This is a genomic window from Azospirillum sp. UFLA03-27 (assembly GCF_059803775.1).
In genome coordinates, this window is record NZ_JAUQTX010000149.1 from 1 (window position 1) to 17,143 (window position 17,143).

Here is a 17,143-nt window from a genome sequence, read left to right on the forward strand (position 1 = left end):
GGACGCGCGCATCCGTCTGGTCCAAGGCTCGCACATCGTGGTGCCGAAGCTGTTCGACCACGATCGTTGCTACATCTTCCAGAACGCCGACAAGCGCATCGTCTTCGCCATCCCCTACGAGCGCGACTTCACACTGATCGGCACCACCGACAATGACTATCAGGGCGATCCGGCGGAGGTCCGCGCGTCGGAGGCGGAGATCGCCTATCTCTGCGCCGCCGCCGGGGACTATTTCGCCAAGCCGGTGACCCCGGCCGACGTGGTGTGGACCTATTCCGGCGTCCGCCCGCTCTACGACGACGGCGCCTCGACGGCGCAGGCGGCGACCCGCGACTACGTGCTGGCGCTCGACGCGCCGGGCGATGGCAAGGCGGCGCTGCTCAACATCTTCGGGGGCAAGATCACCACCTACCGCCGTCTGGCCGACGCGGCGATCGCCAAGCTGGCGCCCTTCCTGCCGAAGCTCGCCCCGGGCGCGTCGGACTGGAGCAGCGCCGGGACCCTGCCGGGCGGCGATTTCCCGGCGGACGGCGTTGCGGCGCTGGTTTCCGAACTGCGCGGGCGGGCGCCCTTCCTGACCCAGCCGCATCTGGAGCGGCTGGCGCGCACCTACGGCACCCGCGCCCGCCGGATCCTCGACAGCGCCGCGCGGCCGGAGGATCTGGGCCGCGACTTCGGCGGGACCCTGACCGAAGCCGAGGTCCGCTACCTGATGACGGAGGAATGGGCGGAGAACGCCGAGGACGTGCTGTGGCGCCGGACCAAGCTGGGGCTGCGGCTGGACGCCGCCCAGGCGCAGGCGCTCGACGCCTTCATGACGGAGGAGCGCAGCCGCAGGGAGAGGGCATCCGACGCTGCCGAATAGTGGGCTGAAAAAAGGGCGACAAGAACCATCTCAATAAAGAAAAAATGAATATTGGGGAGGAAAGCCGGTGGGCTTGGTTCTGGACAAGGTCAGCAGGCATGTCGGCGGCCACGTTCACCTGGAGAACGTGTCGCTGAGCCTGGAGCGCGGGTCGCTGAACGTTCTGCTGGGGCCGACCCTGTCGGGCAAGACGTCGCTGATGCGGCTGATGGCCGGGCTGGACGTGCCCAGCGCCGGGCGCGTGCTGGTCGACGGGGTGGACGTGACGGGGCGGCATGTCCGCGAACGCTCCGTCGCCATGGTCTACCAGCAGTTCATCAACTACCCCTCCCTGACCGTCTACGAAAACATCGCCTCGCCCCTGCGGGTGGCCCGCCGGCCCAAGGAGGAGATCGACCGCAAGGTGCGGGAGGCCGCCCGCCTGCTGAAGCTGGAGCCCTACCTGCAGCGCACGCCGCAGCAGCTCTCCGGCGGCCAGCAGCAGCGCACCGCCATCGCCCGCGCCCTGGTCAAGGAGGCGCAGCTCGTCCTGCTCGACGAGCCGCTGGCCAACCTGGATTACAAGCTGCGCGAGGAGCTGCGGGAGGAGCTGCCGAAGATCTTCGCCGCGACCGGCGCCGTCTTCGTCTACGCGACGACGGAGCCGGCGGAGGCGCTGCTGCTGCGCGGCAACACGGCGACGCTGTGGGAGGGGCGGCTGGCGCAGTTCGGGCGCACCCCGGACGTCTATCGCCGCCCGGCCAACCTGACCAGCGCGCGGGTCTTCTCCGACCCGCCGCTCAACACCATGCGGGTGCACAAGCGCGGCTTGCAGATCGTTCTGGCGACCGGCGAGCACGGGCCGGCCCGCGGCGTTCTGGCGGAGTTGCCGGACGACGACTACACCATCGGCTTCCGCGCCGACCACCTGCACCTGACGCGGCCCCACGCCGACGCGATGTCCCTGAGCGGTGCGGTGGCGGTCAGCGAGATCACCGGCTCGGAGAGCTTCGTCCACATCGACCTGCCGCGCACCGATGGCGGAACCGACCGCTGGGTGGCCGTCACGCGGGGCGTGCTGGAGGTCGAGCCGGGCGAGCGGATCGACTGTTTCATCGACCCGCGGCGGCTGTTCGTGTTCGGCCATGACGGGCGGCTGGCCGCGGCGCCGCCGCTGGTCATGGCGGCGTGACGGGAGGGCGGACGGCATGGCGCGCATCGACCTTCAATCCCTCGGCCACAGCTACACATCCAATCCCAAAGGCGACGACGACTACGCGCTGAAGCCGATGACCCATGTGTGGGAGCAGGGCGGGGCCTACGCGCTGCTCGGGCCGTCGGGCTGCGGCAAGACAACGCTTCTCAACATCATCTCCGGCCTGCTGACCCCCAGCGAGGGGCGGGTGCTGTTCGACGGCAAGGACGTGACGGCGCTGCCGACCGAGGCGCGCAACATCGCCCAGGTGTTCCAGTTCCCCGTCGTCTACGACACCATGACGGTCTACGAGAACCTCGCCTTCCCGCTGCGCAACCGCGGCCTGCGCGGGGCGCCGCTCGACGCGCGGGTGCGGGAGATCGCCGGGCTGCTCGACCTGACGGCCGACCTGAACCGGCGCGGGCGGAACCTGACCGCCGATGCCAAGCAGAAGATTTCGCTGGGGCGCGGGCTGGTCCGTCCGGACGTGGCGGCCATCCTGTTCGACGAGCCGCTGACCGTCATCGACCCCCATCTGAAATGGGAGCTGCGGTCGAAGCTGAAGGCGCTGCACCGCGCGCTCGACCTGACGATGATCTACGTGACCCACGACCAGACGGAGGCGTTGACCTTCGCCGACAAGGTGGTGGTGATGCATGACGGGCGCGTCGTCCAGGTCGGCCGTCCGCAGGAGCTGTTCGAGCGGCCCGCTCACGTCTTCGTCGGCCATTTCATCGGGTCGCCGGGCATGAACGTCCTGCCAGCGGAGGTGTCGGGCCGCGCCGCGCGGGTCGGCGGGCACGTCATCGCGCTGCGCCGCGGCTATCCCGCCCTGAATGGCGGAGCAAAGATCGAGATCGGCGTGCGGCCGGAATTCGCCACGCTCGCGCCCGCCGGGGCCGGCGGCGTGCCGGTGCGGGTACGCCGGCTGGACGATCTGGGGCGCACGCGCATCGCGCGGGTGGAGCTGTCGGGCCTGCCCATGGCGGCGACGGTGCCGGAGGATCTGACGCTGGCGGGAGACGAGGCGTCGCTGCTGCTCGACCCCGCCATGGTGCATGTCTACGCGGACGGAACGCTCGTGGAAGGGGAGGCGGCGTGATGGACAAGCCCGTCAACCAGGGGGCCTGGCTGCTGGTCCTGCCGGTGCTGCTGATCGTCGCCTTCTCGGCCATCCTGCCGCTGATGACGGTGGTCAACTACTCGGTGCAGGACACCTTCGGGAACAATCAGTTCTTCTGGAACGGCATCGGCTGGTACCAGGAGCTTCTCGACCCCTCCACCGACCTCGGCGGACGCTTCTTCGACGCGCTGTGGCGCAACCTGCTGTTCTCGCTGCTGATCCTGCTGATCGAGGTGCCGCTGGGCATCGCCGTGGCGCTGAGCATGCCGCGCCACGGCTGGCGGGTGGCGGCGACGCTGGTGGTGCTGGCGCTGCCGCTGCTGATCCCGTGGAACGTCGTCGGCACCATCTGGCAGATCTTCGCCCGCGAGGACATCGGCCTGCTGGGCTGGGCGGTCAACCGGCTGGGCATTCCCTACAACTACACGGCGGACCCGCTGTCGGCCTGGGTGACCATCGTGACGATGGACGTCTGGCACTGGACCTCGCTGGTGGCGCTGCTCTGCTACGCCGGCCTGCGTTCCATCCCCGACGCCTTCTACCAGGCGGCCCGCATCGACGGGGCCTCGCGCTGGGCGGTGTTCCGCAACATCCAATTGCCGAAGATGCACCGGGTGCTGCTGATCGCCGTGCTGCTGCGTTTCATGGACAGCTTCATGATCTACACCGAGCCCTTCGTGGTGACCGGCGGCGGCCCCGGCAACTCGACCACCTTCGTGTCGATCGACCTTGTGAAGCTGGCGCTGGGGCAGTTCGACCTGGGCAAGGCCGCGGCCCTGTCCATCGTCTACAACCTGATCATCCTGGCGGTCTGCTGGGTCTTCTACACGGTCATGACCCGCATGGACGCGCAACGGAATTAGCAAAGGAAACGGGCCATGCTGCGCGCACGGATCGTCCTCACGCTCTACATCCTGTTCCTGATGCTGCCGATCTACTGGCTCGTGAACATGAGCCTGAAGACGAACACCGAGATCGTCAGTGGCCTGACGCTGTGGCCCCACACTTTGACCTTCGAGAACTACCGGCGGATCTTCACCGATTCGTCCTGGTATTCGGGCTATCTGAACTCGCTGCAATATGTGGCGCTGAACACGGTGCTGTCGATCGCGCTGGCCCTGCCGGCAGCCTACGCCTTCTCGCGCTACCGCTTCGTCGGCGACAAGCATCTGTTCTTCTGGCTGCTGTCCAACCGTATGGCCCCGGCGGCGGTCTTCGCGCTGCCGTTCTTCAACCTCTATTCCGCCATCGGGCTGTTCGACACGCCGCTGGCCGTGGCGCTGGCCCACTGCCTGTTCAACGTGCCGCTGGCGGTGTGGATCCTGGAAGGCTTCATGTCCGGGGTACCGCGGGAGATCGACGAGACCGCCTATCTCGACGGCTACAGCTTTCCGCGTTTCTTCGTGAAGATCTTCATGCCGCTGGTGGCCAGCGGGATCGGCGTCACCGCCTTCTTCTGCTTCATGTTCAGCTGGGTCGAACTGCTGCTGGCGCGCACGCTGACCTCGGTGGACGCCAAGCCCATCGCGGCGACGATGACGCGCACCGTCTCGGCCTCCGGCATGGATTGGGGGCTGCTGGCGGCGGCGGGGGTGCTGACCATCCTGCCCGGCGCGCTGGTGATCTGGTTCGTGCGCAACTACATCGCCAAGGGCTTCGCCCTGGGCCGCGTCTGACGGGAGGGAGGACGCCGCCATGGACACCGTCACCGAACATCTCGCCTGGATGGCCTGGACCTGGCAGACCGGCGCCTTCTTCGCCGTCATCGCCGGGCTGCTGACCCTGCTGACCGTCCTGGCGCTCAACCGGCCGGAGGTGGCGCGCCCCGGCGTTCTGGGCATCACCACGACGCGCGGCGACCGGCTGTTCATCACGCTGCTCGGCAGCGCCTTCATCCACCTCGCCTGGCTGGGGCTGGTGGGCGGGGAGGTGCAGTACGCGACCGCGCTTTCGCTTCTCTACGCCGCGGCGGTCTTCCGCTGGGTGTGACGGCCGGCCTGTGCCGGCCGGAACGGGCCTAAAACAATGGAAACGGGAGGAATAAACGATGCGTACCCTGTATCTCGCCTCCGCATCCGCGGCGGCGCTTCTTCTGTCATCGGCCCCGGCCTTCGCCGACATCGAGGCGGCCAAGCGCTGGATCGACAGCGAGTTCCAGCCTTCGACCCTGTCGAAGGAGGATCAGCTGAAGGAAATGCAGTGGTTCATCGACGCCGCCAAGCCCTTCGCCGGCATGGAGATCAACGTCGTCTCCGAAACCATCACCACCCATGAGTACGAGGCCCGGACGCTCGCTAAGGCCTTCAGCGAGATCACGGGCATCAAGCTGCGCCACGACCTGATCCAGGAAGGCGACGTGGTCGAGAAGATCCAGACTCAGATGCAGTCCGGCAAGAACATCTACGACGCCTGGATCAACGACAGCGACCTGATCGGCACCCATTTCCGCTACAAGCAGGTGGTTCCCCTCACCGACTGGATGGAGGGGGAGGGCAAGGATGTGACCCTGCCGACGCTAGACGTGAACGACTTCATCGGCAAGTCCTTCACCACGGCGCCTGACGGCAAGCTCTACCAGCTCCCCGACCAGCAGTTCGCCAACCTCTACTGGTTCCGCTACGACTGGTTCACCAACCCGGACATCAAGGCGAAGTTCAAGGCCAAGTATGGCTACGATCTGGGCGTCCCGGTCAACTGGTCGGCCTATGAGGACATCGCGGAGTTCTTCACCAACGACGTGAAGGAGATCGACGGCGTCAAGGTCTACGGCCACATGGACTACGGCAAGAAGGACCCGTCGCTGGGCTGGCGCTTCACCGACGCGTGGCTATCGATGGCCGGCAACGGCGACAAGGGCCTGCCCAACGGCAAGCCGGTGGACGAGTGGGGCATCCGCATGGAGGGCTGCCGCCCGGTCGGCTCCTCCGTCGAGCGGGGCGGCGACACCAACGGCCCGGCCGCCGTCTACTCGGTCACCAAATACGTGGAATGGCTGAAGAAATACGCGCCGCCGCAGGCCGCCGGCATGACCTTCTCCGAATCCGGCCCGGTGCCGGCCCAGGGCAACGTCGCGCAGCAGATGTTCTGGTACACCGCCTTCACCGCCGACATGGTGAAGGACGGCCTGCCGGTGGTGAACGCCGACGGCACGCCGAAATGGCGCATGGCCCCGTCGCCCAAGGGCGCCTATTGGAAGGACGGCATGAAGTTGGGCTACCAGGACGCCGGTTCCTGGACTCTGCTGAAATCCACCCCGGTGGACCGCCGCAAGGCGGCGTGGCTCTACGCCCAGTTTACCATGGCGAAGTCGGTCAGCCTGAAGAAGAGCCATGTCGGCCTCACCTTCATCCGGGAAAGCGACATCTGGGACAAGAGCTTCACCGAGCGCGCGCCGAAGCTGGGCGGGCTGGTCGAGTTCTACCGCTCTCCCGCGCGCGTGCAGTGGACGCCGACCGGCGTGAACGTGCCGGATTACCCGAAGCTGGCGCAGCTCTGGTGGCAGAACATCGGCGACGCTTCGTCGGGCGCCAAGACGCCGCAGGCGGCCATGGACGCGCTGGCAGCGGCCCAGGACTCGGTGATGGAACGGCTGGAGCGGTCGGGCGTGCAGGGCGAATGCGGGCCGAAGCTGAACAAGAAGGAGTCGGCGGAGTTCTGGTTCGCCAAGGCCGAGAAGGACGGCACCACCGCGCCGCAGCGCAAGCTGTCCAACGAGAAGCCCAAGGGCGAGACGGTGGACTACGACCAGCTCATCAAGTCCTGGCCGGCCTCGCCGCCGAAGAAGGCCGCGATGGCGCAGTGACGGTATAATAGCCCACAAAATAACCCTCTCCCCTCTGGGGAGAGGGGAGGGTGAGGGGGATGTGCATGGCGGTACGTCCGGCAAAAGCGCAACCCCCTCACCCCAACCCTCTCCCCAGAGGGGAGAGGGAACGAACGAGACCATAGGAAAGACCATGTCTGAAGCCGGCCACGTCCTCGCCATCGATCAGGGCACCACCTCCACCCGCGCCATCGTCTTCGACCGGCGGGGCGTTCCCGCCGGGGTGGCCCGGCGCGAGTTCGCGCAGCATTATCCCGCCGACGGCTGGGTGGAACACGATCCAGAGGATATCTGGCGCGACACCGTGGCGGTGATGCGGGGCGCCGTGGACGAAGCCGGGCTGAGCGCTACGGACATCGCCGCCATCGGCATCACCAACCAGCGCGAAACCACCGTCGTCTGGGATCGCAGCACGGGTGAGCCGGTGCACCGCGCCATCGTCTGGCAGGACCGCCGCACCTCCGACCTCTGCCGCAAGCTGGTGGAGGAGGGCTGCGGGCCGCTGGTGCGGCGCAAGACCGGGCTGCTGATCGATTCCTACTTCTCCGCCACCAAGATCGCCTGGATTCTCGACCATGTCCCCGGCGCGCGGGAGCGGGCGGAGCGGGGCGAGCTTTGTTTCGGCACCATCGACAGCTTCCTGCTGCACCGGCTGACCGGTGGGCGTGTGCACGCCACCGACGCGACCAACGCCTCGCGCAGCATGGTTTTCGACATCCACCGCCAGGACTGGGACGACGAGCTTCTCGCCCTGTTCCGCATCCCCCGCGCCATGATGCCGGAGGTGCTGGACAGCAGCGCCGAGTTCGGCGCGACCGAACCGGACCTGCTGGGCCGCGCCATCCCGATCACCGGCATCGCCGGCGACCAGCAGGCGGCGACCTTCGGTCAGGCCTGCTTCGAGCCGGGCATGGTGAAGTCCACCTACGGCACCGGCTGCTTCGCCCTGCTGAACACCGGCGACGAGCCGGTGGAGTCGCGCTCCAACATGCTGACCACCGTCGCCTATCGGCTAGACGGGCGGACGACCTACGCGTTGGAGGGCTCCATCTTCATCGCCGGGGCGGCCATCAAGTGGCTGCGCGACGGGCTGGGGATCATCACCCACGCCTCCCAGACCGACGACATGGCGACCCGCGTACCGGACAGCCACGGCGTCTATCTGGTGCCGGCCTTCGTGGGCCTGGGCGCCCCCCATTGGGACCCCGAGGCCCGCGCCGCCGTCTTCGGCCTGACGCTGGACGCCGGCCCAGCCCACATCGCCCGCGCCGCGCTGGAGGCCGTGGCCTTCCAGACGCGCGACCTGCGCGACGCCATGGTCTCCGACTGGTCGGCCTCGCACAAGGCGACCTCCGACGCGCTGCGGGTGGACGGCGGCATGGCGGCGAACGACTGGCTGTGCCAGTTCCTGGCCGATGTGCTGGACCTGCCGGTGGAACGCCCGGCGGTGATCGAGACGACCGCGCTGGGCGCTGCCGGGCTGGCCGGGCTGAAGGCGGGGGTCTATCGCGATCAGGCGGCGTTGGCCGGCGCCTGGCGCTGCGACCGCCGGTTCGAGCCGCGAATGGACGCGGCCAAGCGCGTCCGCCTGTACGAGGGATGGCTGGACGCCGTGCGCCGCGTGCGCCGCGAACGCTGAGGGATAGGGGCCATGACTCTGTTGGGCGAGGATCTGCGCGGCAAGCGCGTGCTGGTGACCGGAAGCAGCCGGGGCATCGGGGCGGCGGTGGGCACCGCCTTCGCCAGCCTGGGCGCGCGGGTGGCGCTCCACGGGTCGGGCGGCAGCGATGCCGCGGCGAGGCTGGCGCTCGCCCTCACGGCGGGCGGGACGGAGGTCTACGCCGTCACGGGCGACTTCCGCAACCCGCGCGCCGTGGAGTCGGCGGTGGACGCGGCGGTGCAGGCGCTGGGCGGGCTGGACATCCTCGTCAACAACGCCGGCACCATGGTCGGGCGGGTGCCGCTGGAGCGGATCGGCGACGATTTCCTGGACGAGGTGATCGACCTCAACCTGCGTTCCGTCGTCGTGGCCTGCCGGCGCGCCCTGCCGGCCCTGCGCGCCTCCGGGGGCGGGGCCATCGTCAACACCGTCTCCATCTCGGCCCGCACCGGGGGCAGCCCCGGTTCCTCGATCTACAGCGCGTCGAAGGCCTTTGTCTCGACCTTCACCCGCTCCCTGGCGGCGGAGCTGGCGCCGGACCGTATCCGCGTCAACGCCGTCTCGCCCGGCACCATCGACACCGACTTCCACCAGCGCTACTCCTCGCCGGAGAAGCTGGCGGCGACGGCGGCGCGCATCCCGCTGGGCCGGCTGGGCACGGCGGAGGACTGCGTCGGCGCCTATCTGTTTCTGGCCTCGGAGGCGCTCAGCGGCTACATCACCGGTCAGGTGATCGAGGTGAACGGCGGCCAACTCATGGCGTGAGCGGCTCCGGTTGGCCAAGCCGGTCCAGGACGAAGCGCAGCCGCTCCGCCACCGGCGCCTTGGGCAGTTCGACCAGCTCGTAACCCAGCCCGCCGTAGGTCTCGACCATGGCGTCGTGGGTCGCCACGGCTTCGGCCAGTGTCTGCAGGCGCTCGGTGTCCGGCCCGAAAATCTCCGGCCAGGGCGGCGCTATGAAGACGGTTCGGTGATAGCGGAAGCGGCGGGCCGCTGTTTCCAGATGCGCGGGCACCGGACGCTTCATCAGGCGCAGATAGCCGATGACGTCCGGGATGCCGCGGTCGAAGAAGACCGTTCCCGCCTGCTCCCGCGCGAGGCGGAGGGAGCGCACTTCCCAGCACAGCATCAGCTCCGCGAAGGCCGACGGGTCGATCCAGGGCAGCGCCGGCCCGCCGATGGACATCTGGTCCTGGATGATGGCGCGGCCCGCCTCCACGCTGTGGGCGTGGCCTTCGCTGGCCAGCGCGTCGATCAGGGTGCTCTTTCCGGAGCCCGGGCCACCCGTGACGACGACGAAGCGGCGCGCGTCTTCGCTCATGGGACGTCTTCCTGTGTTGTTGGTACAGTCGCCGTGGAAAGGACGAATCATGCCGCCCAAACGCCTCCTCGTCGTCGCCCACTGCCCGTCGCCCAACACGCGGGCGTTGCTGGACGCCGTGCTGCGCGGGGCGCGGTCGCCGGAGGTGCAGGGGGTGGAGGTGGTGGCGAAACCACCGCTGGAGGCCGGGCCGGAGGACGTGCTGGAGTCGCAGGGCGTGATCCTCGGAACGACTGAGAATCTGGGGTACATGAGCGGGGCGCTCAAGGATTTCTTCGACCGCAGCTATTACCCCTGCCTGGAGCGCACGCAGGGGCTGCCCTACGCGCTGTTCGTCCGGGCGGGCCATGACGGGACGGGGACCTGCCGCGCCGTCGCCTCCATCGCGACGGGGCTGCGCTGGCGTCCGGTGCAGGAACCGCTGGTCTGCCGCGGCCCGTACCGCGACGATTTCGCCGCCTCCTGTGCGGAGCTGGGGCTGCTGATGGCCGCCGGGCTGGAGGCGGGGATTTTCTGATGGCCTATGCCCGGTGGGGTGGCATCTATCGGGAGTGCTATTGACGACACCCCCCATTCATACAGTCTCCTACGTGCAACGAAACAGCGTCACGCCCGATGACGCGTGCATAAGGAGGGGCCGATGGAGAGCAGCAAGGGCCGGCCGGTCTGGCGCGGCGAGGTCAAACAGGTCGGGACCATCACGGTCACCGACGACACGACCGGAAAAACCGTCAAGCTGCCGCTGCTGGAAGGCGAAACCGGCCCGCGCGCCATCGACGTGCGCAAGCTCTACGCGGAAACCGGCTATTTCACCTTCGATCCCGGCTTCACCTCCACGGCGAGCTGCGAGTCGGCGATCACCTACATCGACGGCGACGAAGGCATCCTCCTGCACCGCGGCTACGCCATCCAGTATCTGGCGGAGAACTGTGATTATCTGGAGGTCTGCCACCTCCTGCTGCGCGGCGAGCTGCCGAATCCGCAGCAGAAGGAGGATTTCGAGCGCACCATCACCTACCACACCATGGTGCACGAGCAGTTGAGCCGCTTCTACAGCGGGTTCCGCCGCGACGCTCACCCCATGGCGGTGATGTGCGGCGTGACCGGCGCGCTGTCGGCCTTCTACCACGACTCGACGGACATCCTCGACCCGCGCCAGCGGATGATCGCCGCGCACCGGCTGATCGCCAAGATGCCGACTATGGCCGCCATGGCCTACAAATACTCGGTCGGCCAGCCCTTCATGTATCCGCGCAACGACCTCAGCTACGCGGAAAACTTTCTCTACATGACCTTCGGGACGCCGTGCGAGACCTGGAAAGTCGATCCGGTCCTGGCCCGCGCCATGGACAAGATCTTCATCCTGCACGCCGACCACGAGCAGAACGCCTCGACCTCCACCGTGCGTCTGGCCGGCTCGTCGCACGCCAATCCCTTCGCCTGCATCGCCTCGGGCATCGCGGCGCTGTGGGGTCCGGCCCACGGCGGCGCCAATGAGGCCGTGCTGCTGATGCTGGAGGAGATCGGCACGGTCGAGCGCATCCCCGAATTCATCAAGCGCGCCAAGGACAAGAACGATCCCTTCCGCCTGATGGGCTTCGGGCACCGGGTCTACAAGAACTACGACCCGCGCGCCAAGATCATGCGCCAGACCTGCTACGAGGTTCTGGACGTGCTGGGCATCAAGGACGAACCGCACCTCGCCATCGCGATGGAGCTGGAGAAGATCGCGCTGGAGGACCCCTACTTCGTCGAGAAGAAGCTGTATCCCAACGTCGACTTCTACTCGGGCATCATCCTGAAGGCGATGGGCTTCCCGACCAGTATGTTCACCGTGCTGTTCGCGCTGGCCCGCACCGTCGGCTGGATTTCCCAGTGGCAGGAGATGATCGAGGACCCGCAGCAGAAGATCGGGCGCCCCCGTCAGCTCTACACCGGCAATCCGGGCCGCGCCTTCGTTCCGCTGAACAAGCGCGGCTGACGGAACGCCGGTCCCTTATCCCACGGCGATGCGGTAGCTCAGCTCCCGCATCGCTCCGGGGGCGAGATGCAGCAGCCCCGGCTTGTCCGCGAACTCCCCGTCGAAATCCGCCGGGGAGGCGTGGCCGTGCCAGGGCTCGATGCACAGGAAGGGCGCGCCGGTTGGCTTCGACCAGATGCCCAGTTCCCGGAACCCCTCCCAGGACATGGTAAGGGTCGGGGTGCCGGGCGCGCCGTAGCGGACGGAACGGCTGGCTGGCCGGTCGAGGATCACCGCGTCCCGCGTGAACAAACCCTCGCTCAGCGGCAGGCGGCGTCCCTCGATGGGCGTCGGCTCCGGATGGGGCGACAGCAGGCCGCCATCGACGCGGCGGATCGGTTCGGGCTCGTCGGTTTCGAACAGAAGCTCGTGCGCCTCCTTTGGAACGTTGTCCTGCAACGGCCAGAGAAAGGCCGGATGCACGCCGAGCGAGGCAGGCATCGTCTCATCGCCCGGATTGGTGATGCGGTGGCGGATGGTCAGCCCTTCCGCGTCCAGCTCGAAGATCAGCTCCAAACGGAAGGCGAAGGGATACAGCGCACGGGTCTGCGCGTCGTCGGACAGCGACAGGCGGCAGAGGGTGGCGGTGTGTTCCCCCCAGGCGAAGCGGCGGTCGCGGGCGAAGCCGTGCTGGGTCATGCGGTAGGTCCGGCCGCCGTGGCGCAGCGTGTCGTCCTTCAGCCGGCCGACGATCGGGAACAGCACCGGCGCGTGGCGCGGCCACTCCGGACCGGCCTGCCAGAGCAGTTCCCGCCCGTCGAGGGTCAGGGAGCACAGCTCCGCCCCATCGGCCTTGATCGCGGCGCCGAGGCGTCCGTTGCTGAGCGTGTGCCGGTCCATGGGGCTGTGTCCTTTGTGAAGATCAGTGGGGCGGATAGACCGCGGTGATGCCTTCGATGATCGTCTGGGCGGCCAGCGCCGCCAGGACAATGCCCAGAACACGGCTGACCGTGTGGATCACCGTGCGGCCGAGCAGCTTGTTCACCAAATCGGCAACGACCAGCAGCGCCATGACGCTGCCCACGGCGACCGCGGCGGCGCCCAGCACCATGCCCTGGCCGCCCAGAGTCGCGCCGTAGCGGTCCATCAGCAACAGCGTGGAGGTGATGGCGCCCGGCCCGGCGATCAACGGAATCGCCAGCGGGAAGACGGCGAGATCGTGGGCCTCCTCCTCCGTCCGGGCGTCGTCGGCGGTGCGCTCCTTGCGCTCGGCCCGGCGTTGGAACAGCATTTCGAAGGCGATCCAGAACAGCAGCGCACCGCCGGCGATGCGGAAGGCCGGCATGCCGATCGACAGGGCATTCAACACCAGCTCGCCCAGATAGGCGAAGAAGACGATGATGGCGAAGCTGATCAGCGGACCGCGCAGGGCGATGGTGCGCTTGCGCCGGCTGTCGAAGCCGCGGGTGAGGCCGAGATAGATCGGAACCAGCCCGATCGGATCGACCACGACGAGAAACACCACGAGCGCGCTGATGAAATCTTCCACGGACGGAACCCCGGACGGCATGACCCTGTTGACCCACCTTCTGTTAGCAAAGCCACCGCGGGCGGCCAAGGGGAGGCGCGCCGGGACCGGCGTTAAAAAAACGGTGAATGTGAACTGCAATCCATGCTGGCGCGTGGCGTGCCGGTGGCTATAATCGTTTCACAATTCAAATTTTCTCCCCTCCCGGAGCACAGGCGTTGAGCAAGACCGTAATCGTCGTGGACGACAGCAAGCTGTCCCGCATGCATGTCCGCGGCATAATACTTCGGAACAAGCCGGATTGGACGGTCATCGAGGCGGCGAACAGCGCTGAGCTTTATGGAAAACTCGACGAAAGTGATATCCATATCGCCATAATCGACTTCAATATGCCCGGCGACAACGGCCTGGAGGCCGCCGCCCGACTGCTGCAGGCGAAGCCGGACATCCGTGTCGCCATCATCACGGCCAACGCCCAGGATTCGGTGGTGTCCGGCATCCGCGCACTGGGCGCCGCCTTCATGCCCAAGCCGCTGGAGGAGGAGCAGATGGCCCGCTTCCTGGCCGCCGCCAGCCTGCCGCGCCGTCCTTTGTCCAGCGATGCAGCCGGCGGGGACGCCGGTTGACCGGCACGGTCCGGCCGGCGCGCGCCGATGGACCCGACCCCTATGGGCATTGACCCAGGCGGCGCTGGCCCGGCCGGCATTGACCCAAACGGCTTTGGTCTGGACGAGCTGGAACGCGACGCGCTGACGGAGCTGGGCAACATCGGCGTCGCCCGGGCGTCCACGGCGCTCAGCCGGATGATCGGCGGGCCGGTGGAGATTTCCGTGCCGATGGTCAGCCTCGTCCCCGGCGACCGGGTGTGCGGCCTGCTTCGGTCGGCGATGCCGGGGGAGCTGATCGCGGTGACGGAGTGCCTGTCCGGCGCCTTCCTCGGTTCGGCCATCCTGCTGATGCCGGAACGCAGCGGCCTGCCGCTGGCCGCGGCCGCGCTGCCGCCCGGCGTCCCCAAGGAGGACGCGGCGGAGCTGGTGGAGGAGGCACTGGCCGAGGTCGGCAACATCGTGCTGAACAGCTGCCTGTCCTCCATGGGGAATCTGCTGGGCGTCGCGGTCGGCACCACCCTGCCGCAGGTCTTGCGCGGCGTGGGGGACGATCTCCTGGAGCGCTGCGGCGTCGCCCTGACGGCGGAGGCGCAGGCCATCCTGCTCCACGTCACCTTCCGCACACCGCCCCACGATGTCGAGGGGACCGTCGTCCTGGCGCTCGACGCTGGATCGGCGGTGGAGTTGAAGTCGGCCATCGGGCGCTACATCGGCCGGGTGCTGGCCTGAGGGCGGGCAACAACCGGCAATCATCACACGCCAATCAACACGAGTCCCCGATAGGGAAACACGGGCTCACGGGGTAGGGGGTTTGGATCATGGCCTTGGTCAAGAAGAAGCGGATCGACACGGCGAGCGCCTCCCGCGACGCGGACACCGGCGAGGACGCGGTGGCGCTTCCCAATGACGCCGGTCTTCCCGGTCCGCCCGACAACGCCCTCTCGACCCGTCGCGCGGCGGAGGTGCGACGGCGCGCCCGCGCCGGAAACCGGCGGCGCAAGGCGGCGGAGGGCATCGCCGCCGCGTCGAACGAGCTTGCCAGCGGCGTGACCCAGGCCGCTGCCGCCGCCGAGGAACTGCGCAAGGCGATGGAGCAGGTGGCCGCCGGCGCGGAGGAGGCGGCGAGCGCCACCCAGCAGTCGCAGCGGATGATCGACCGCAGCGCCAGCCTGATCGGGCGGGCGCGCGGCAACGCCGAAGCCTCGCTGTCGCGGATCGAGGCGCTGCAGGCGCTGATGAAGGATGTCAGCGCCCAGATCCTCACCTCCGTCGATGGCCTGGTCCGCGCCGCCGCGCGGCAGGAGGCCGCCGTCGCGCTGGTTCGTGACCTGGAGCGGCAGGCGGCGGAGATCGGCGCCATCGTCGAAGGGGTGGCGGTCATGGCCGACCAGACCAACCTCCTGGCGCTGAACGCCGCCATCGAGGCCGCCCGTGCGGGTGACGCCGGGCGCGGCTTCGCCGTCGTGGCCGACGAGGTGCAGGCCCTGGCCGAGCGCTCCGAACGCTCCGCCAACGAGATCAACCGCATGGTCGCGGAGATCCAGAAGGCGGTGAGCGCCATCGCGGAGAGCATCGTGGCCGGCGCCGACGCGTCCAAGACCGAGGTGGAGCGGGGGCGCCAGATCGCCACCCAGCTCGACCGGGTGCGTGACGGCATGGGTGACATTGCCCGCGGCTCCCAGGAGACCATCAAGGCCGCGTTGGAGGCCGATTCGGCCGGACGTGAGGCGCAGCGCGGTGCCGAAAGCGTCGCCTCCGCCGCGGAGGAGCAGGCGGCGGCGAGCGAGGAGGCGCTGAAGACGGTCGGCGAGCAGGCCAAGGCGCTCGCCCAGAGCGAGCAGGCCGCCGGCCAGCTGTCCGACCTCGCCGACGAGCTGACCGGCAGCACCGACGTCCATCGCGCCGCCGGTGATCTCGCCTCCGCCGCCGAGCAGCTCTCCGCCGCCATCGAGGAGATCAACCGCGCCGCTGCCCAGATCATGGCGGCGATCACCCAGATCTCCCGCGGCGCCCAGGCTCAGGGGGCGGCGACCCACCAGTCGAGCAGCGCCATCGCGGAGATCGAGGCCAGCGCTCGGCTCAGCCACAGCCGCGCCGAGGATGCGCTTCAGCGCTGCGTCGGGCTGGAGGCGCTGCTGTCCGAGACGCAGGACATGGTGGGCGCCCTGACCGCCGGGGTGGGTGAGGCGGTGGCCGCCAGCCGCCGCACGGTGGAGCGGATCGGCGCCATGGAGCAGATCGGGCGGCGCATCGACAAGGTGGTCGACGCGATCTCGATCATCGCCATCCAGACCGGCATGCTGGCGGTCAGCGGCTCCATCGAGGCGGCGCGGGCCGGGGAGTTCGGGCGCGGCTTCACCGTCGTCAGCAACGACATCCGCAACCTCGCCCGCGACAGCTCGGAGAATGTGGAGCGGGTGAAGGACATCGTCCACGCCATCCAGGATCAGATCGGGCGCGTCCGCCGCGACATCGAGGACATCGGGACCGAGACGGCCCGCCAGTCCCTGCGCCACCAGGAATTTGCCGGCAGCCTCGCCGCGGCCATCGCCGACCTGCGCACCGTGACCTCCGGCAGCCGCGAGATTGTCGAGAACGCCGGCGAGGTGCAACGCGCCGTGGCGGAGGCGCAGAAGGGTGTGGAGCAGGTCGCCGTGGCGGCCAACCAGGCCAACCGCTCCGCCAACGAGGCGGCCAAGGCCGCGCGGGAGCAGGCCAAGGGCGCCGAGGAACTGGCCGCCGCCATCGAGGAGATCGCCGCCATGGCCGAAGAACTGCAAGGGGCCGGCTGACCGGCCGGCGGGGAGACGACCCATGGCCGCGATCATCCGCCGCGACGGCGCGCGTTCCTTCGTCCTCTTCACGGTCGGCGGCATGGGGCTGGCCCTGCCGCTCGACAGCGTGCTGGAGATCCTGCGCCCGCCCGCGCTTGTGCCCATCCCGTTGGGACCGCCCAGCCTGGAAGGGCTGGCCCGGCGGCACGGCGCCGTGTTGCCAGTCATCGGGCTGCGCCGGATCCTGGGCCTTGATGGGGCCGGGGCCTGTCTCTTATACACATCTCCGAGCCCACGAGACTATAAC

At 68.6% G+C, this 17,143-nt stretch carries 18 protein-coding genes; 15 read left to right on the forward strand and 3 right to left on the reverse strand.

Annotated features, from left to right (window positions below; genetic code table 11):
- The 9 genes from glpD to Q4I23_RS20645 form a co-directional block, all read left to right on the forward strand.
- Positions 1-865, forward strand: an 865-nt coding sequence (gene glpD / locus Q4I23_RS20605; RefSeq protein ID WP_498527440.1) for a glycerol-3-phosphate dehydrogenase, incomplete at its 5' end; no start/stop codon positions are given.
- Between the two features lie 67 nt (positions 866-932).
- Positions 933-2,036, forward strand: a complete 1,104-nt coding sequence (locus Q4I23_RS20610; RefSeq protein ID WP_498527441.1) for an ABC transporter ATP-binding protein — start codon at positions 933-935, stop codon at positions 2,034-2,036.
- A 16-nt stretch (positions 2,037-2,052) separates the two neighbouring features.
- On the forward strand, positions 2,053-3,141 hold the full coding sequence (locus Q4I23_RS20615) for an ABC transporter ATP-binding protein (RefSeq protein ID WP_200475649.1): 1,089 nt from the start codon (positions 2,053-2,055) through the stop codon (positions 3,139-3,141).
- Positions 3,141-4,025 carry a carbohydrate ABC transporter permease gene (locus Q4I23_RS20620; RefSeq protein WP_059399526.1) on the forward strand — a complete coding sequence of 295 codons (885 nt, stop codon included), beginning with the start codon at positions 3,141-3,143 and terminating at the stop codon, positions 4,023-4,025. Before Q4I23_RS20615 ends, Q4I23_RS20620 begins: the two co-directional genes overlap by 1 nt.
- Before the next feature lie 15 nt (positions 4,026-4,040).
- Positions 4,041-4,838: a carbohydrate ABC transporter permease gene (locus tag Q4I23_RS20625; protein WP_014242527.1), complete on the forward strand. Its 798-nt coding sequence runs from the start codon at positions 4,041-4,043 to the stop codon at positions 4,836-4,838.
- Positions 4,839-4,857: 19 nt separating this feature from the next.
- Positions 4,858-5,151: a DUF2160 domain-containing protein gene (locus tag Q4I23_RS20630; protein WP_094306232.1), complete on the forward strand. Its 294-nt coding sequence runs from the start codon at positions 4,858-4,860 to the stop codon at positions 5,149-5,151.
- Between the two features lie 58 nt (positions 5,152-5,209).
- Positions 5,210-6,964, forward strand: coding sequence for an ABC transporter substrate-binding protein (locus Q4I23_RS20635; protein ID WP_498527442.1), 1,755 nt, complete (start codon positions 5,210-5,212; stop codon positions 6,962-6,964).
- Between the two features lie 154 nt (positions 6,965-7,118).
- Positions 7,119-8,624 carry a glycerol kinase GlpK gene (gene glpK, locus Q4I23_RS20640; RefSeq protein WP_498527443.1) on the forward strand — a complete coding sequence of 502 codons (1,506 nt, stop codon included), beginning with the start codon at positions 7,119-7,121 and terminating at the stop codon, positions 8,622-8,624.
- Between the two features lie 12 nt (positions 8,625-8,636).
- A complete protein-coding gene (locus Q4I23_RS20645) occupies positions 8,637-9,410 on the forward strand; it encodes an SDR family NAD(P)-dependent oxidoreductase (RefSeq protein WP_454016490.1) in 774 nt (257 codons plus the stop codon).
- On the opposite strand, the gene Q4I23_RS20650 is transcribed toward Q4I23_RS20645, so the two are convergent.
- Positions 9,400-9,966, reverse strand: a complete 567-nt coding sequence (locus Q4I23_RS20650) for an AAA family ATPase (RefSeq protein WP_498527444.1) — start codon at positions 9,964-9,966, stop codon at positions 9,400-9,402. The genes Q4I23_RS20645 and Q4I23_RS20650 overlap by 11 nt on opposite strands.
- A gap of 49 nt (positions 9,967-10,015) precedes the next feature.
- On the opposite strand from Q4I23_RS20650, the gene Q4I23_RS20655 reads away from it, so the two are divergent.
- Positions 10,016-10,483, forward strand: a complete 468-nt coding sequence (locus Q4I23_RS20655) for a flavodoxin family protein (protein ID WP_454016488.1) — start codon at positions 10,016-10,018, stop codon at positions 10,481-10,483.
- 123 nt (positions 10,484-10,606) lie between these two features.
- On the forward strand, positions 10,607-11,947 hold the full coding sequence (gene gltA, locus Q4I23_RS20660; protein WP_498527445.1) for a citrate synthase: 1,341 nt from the start codon (positions 10,607-10,609) through the stop codon (positions 11,945-11,947).
- Positions 11,948-11,962: 15 nt separating this feature from the next.
- Here gltA and Q4I23_RS20665 read toward each other — a convergent pair whose 3' ends face one another.
- A complete protein-coding gene (locus Q4I23_RS20665) occupies positions 11,963-12,826 on the reverse strand; it encodes an aldose 1-epimerase family protein (protein WP_498527446.1) in 864 nt (287 codons plus the stop codon).
- A gap of 22 nt (positions 12,827-12,848) precedes the next feature.
- A complete protein-coding gene (locus tag Q4I23_RS20670; RefSeq protein ID WP_247889784.1) occupies positions 12,849-13,475 on the reverse strand; it encodes a MarC family protein in 627 nt (208 codons plus the stop codon).
- A 197-nt stretch (positions 13,476-13,672) separates the two neighbouring features.
- On the opposite strand from Q4I23_RS20670, the gene Q4I23_RS20675 reads away from it, so the two are divergent.
- From Q4I23_RS20675 to Q4I23_RS20690, 4 genes are all read left to right on the forward strand, one after another.
- Positions 13,673-14,080 (forward strand): response regulator transcription factor, encoded by a 408-nt coding sequence (locus tag Q4I23_RS20675; protein ID WP_454016485.1) that lies wholly within the window; start codon positions 13,673-13,675, stop codon positions 14,078-14,080.
- Positions 14,081-14,122: 42 nt separating this feature from the next.
- Positions 14,123-14,791 carry a chemotaxis protein CheC gene (locus tag Q4I23_RS20680; RefSeq protein WP_498527447.1) on the forward strand — a complete coding sequence of 223 codons (669 nt, stop codon included), beginning with the start codon at positions 14,123-14,125 and terminating at the stop codon, positions 14,789-14,791.
- A gap of 89 nt (positions 14,792-14,880) precedes the next feature.
- Positions 14,881-16,854 (forward strand): methyl-accepting chemotaxis protein, encoded by a 1,974-nt coding sequence (locus tag Q4I23_RS20685; RefSeq protein ID WP_498527448.1) that lies wholly within the window; start codon positions 14,881-14,883, stop codon positions 16,852-16,854.
- A 22-nt stretch (positions 16,855-16,876) separates the two neighbouring features.
- A partial coding sequence (locus Q4I23_RS20690; protein ID WP_498527449.1) for a chemotaxis protein CheW occupies positions 16,877-17,143 on the forward strand: 267 nt, incomplete at its 3' end.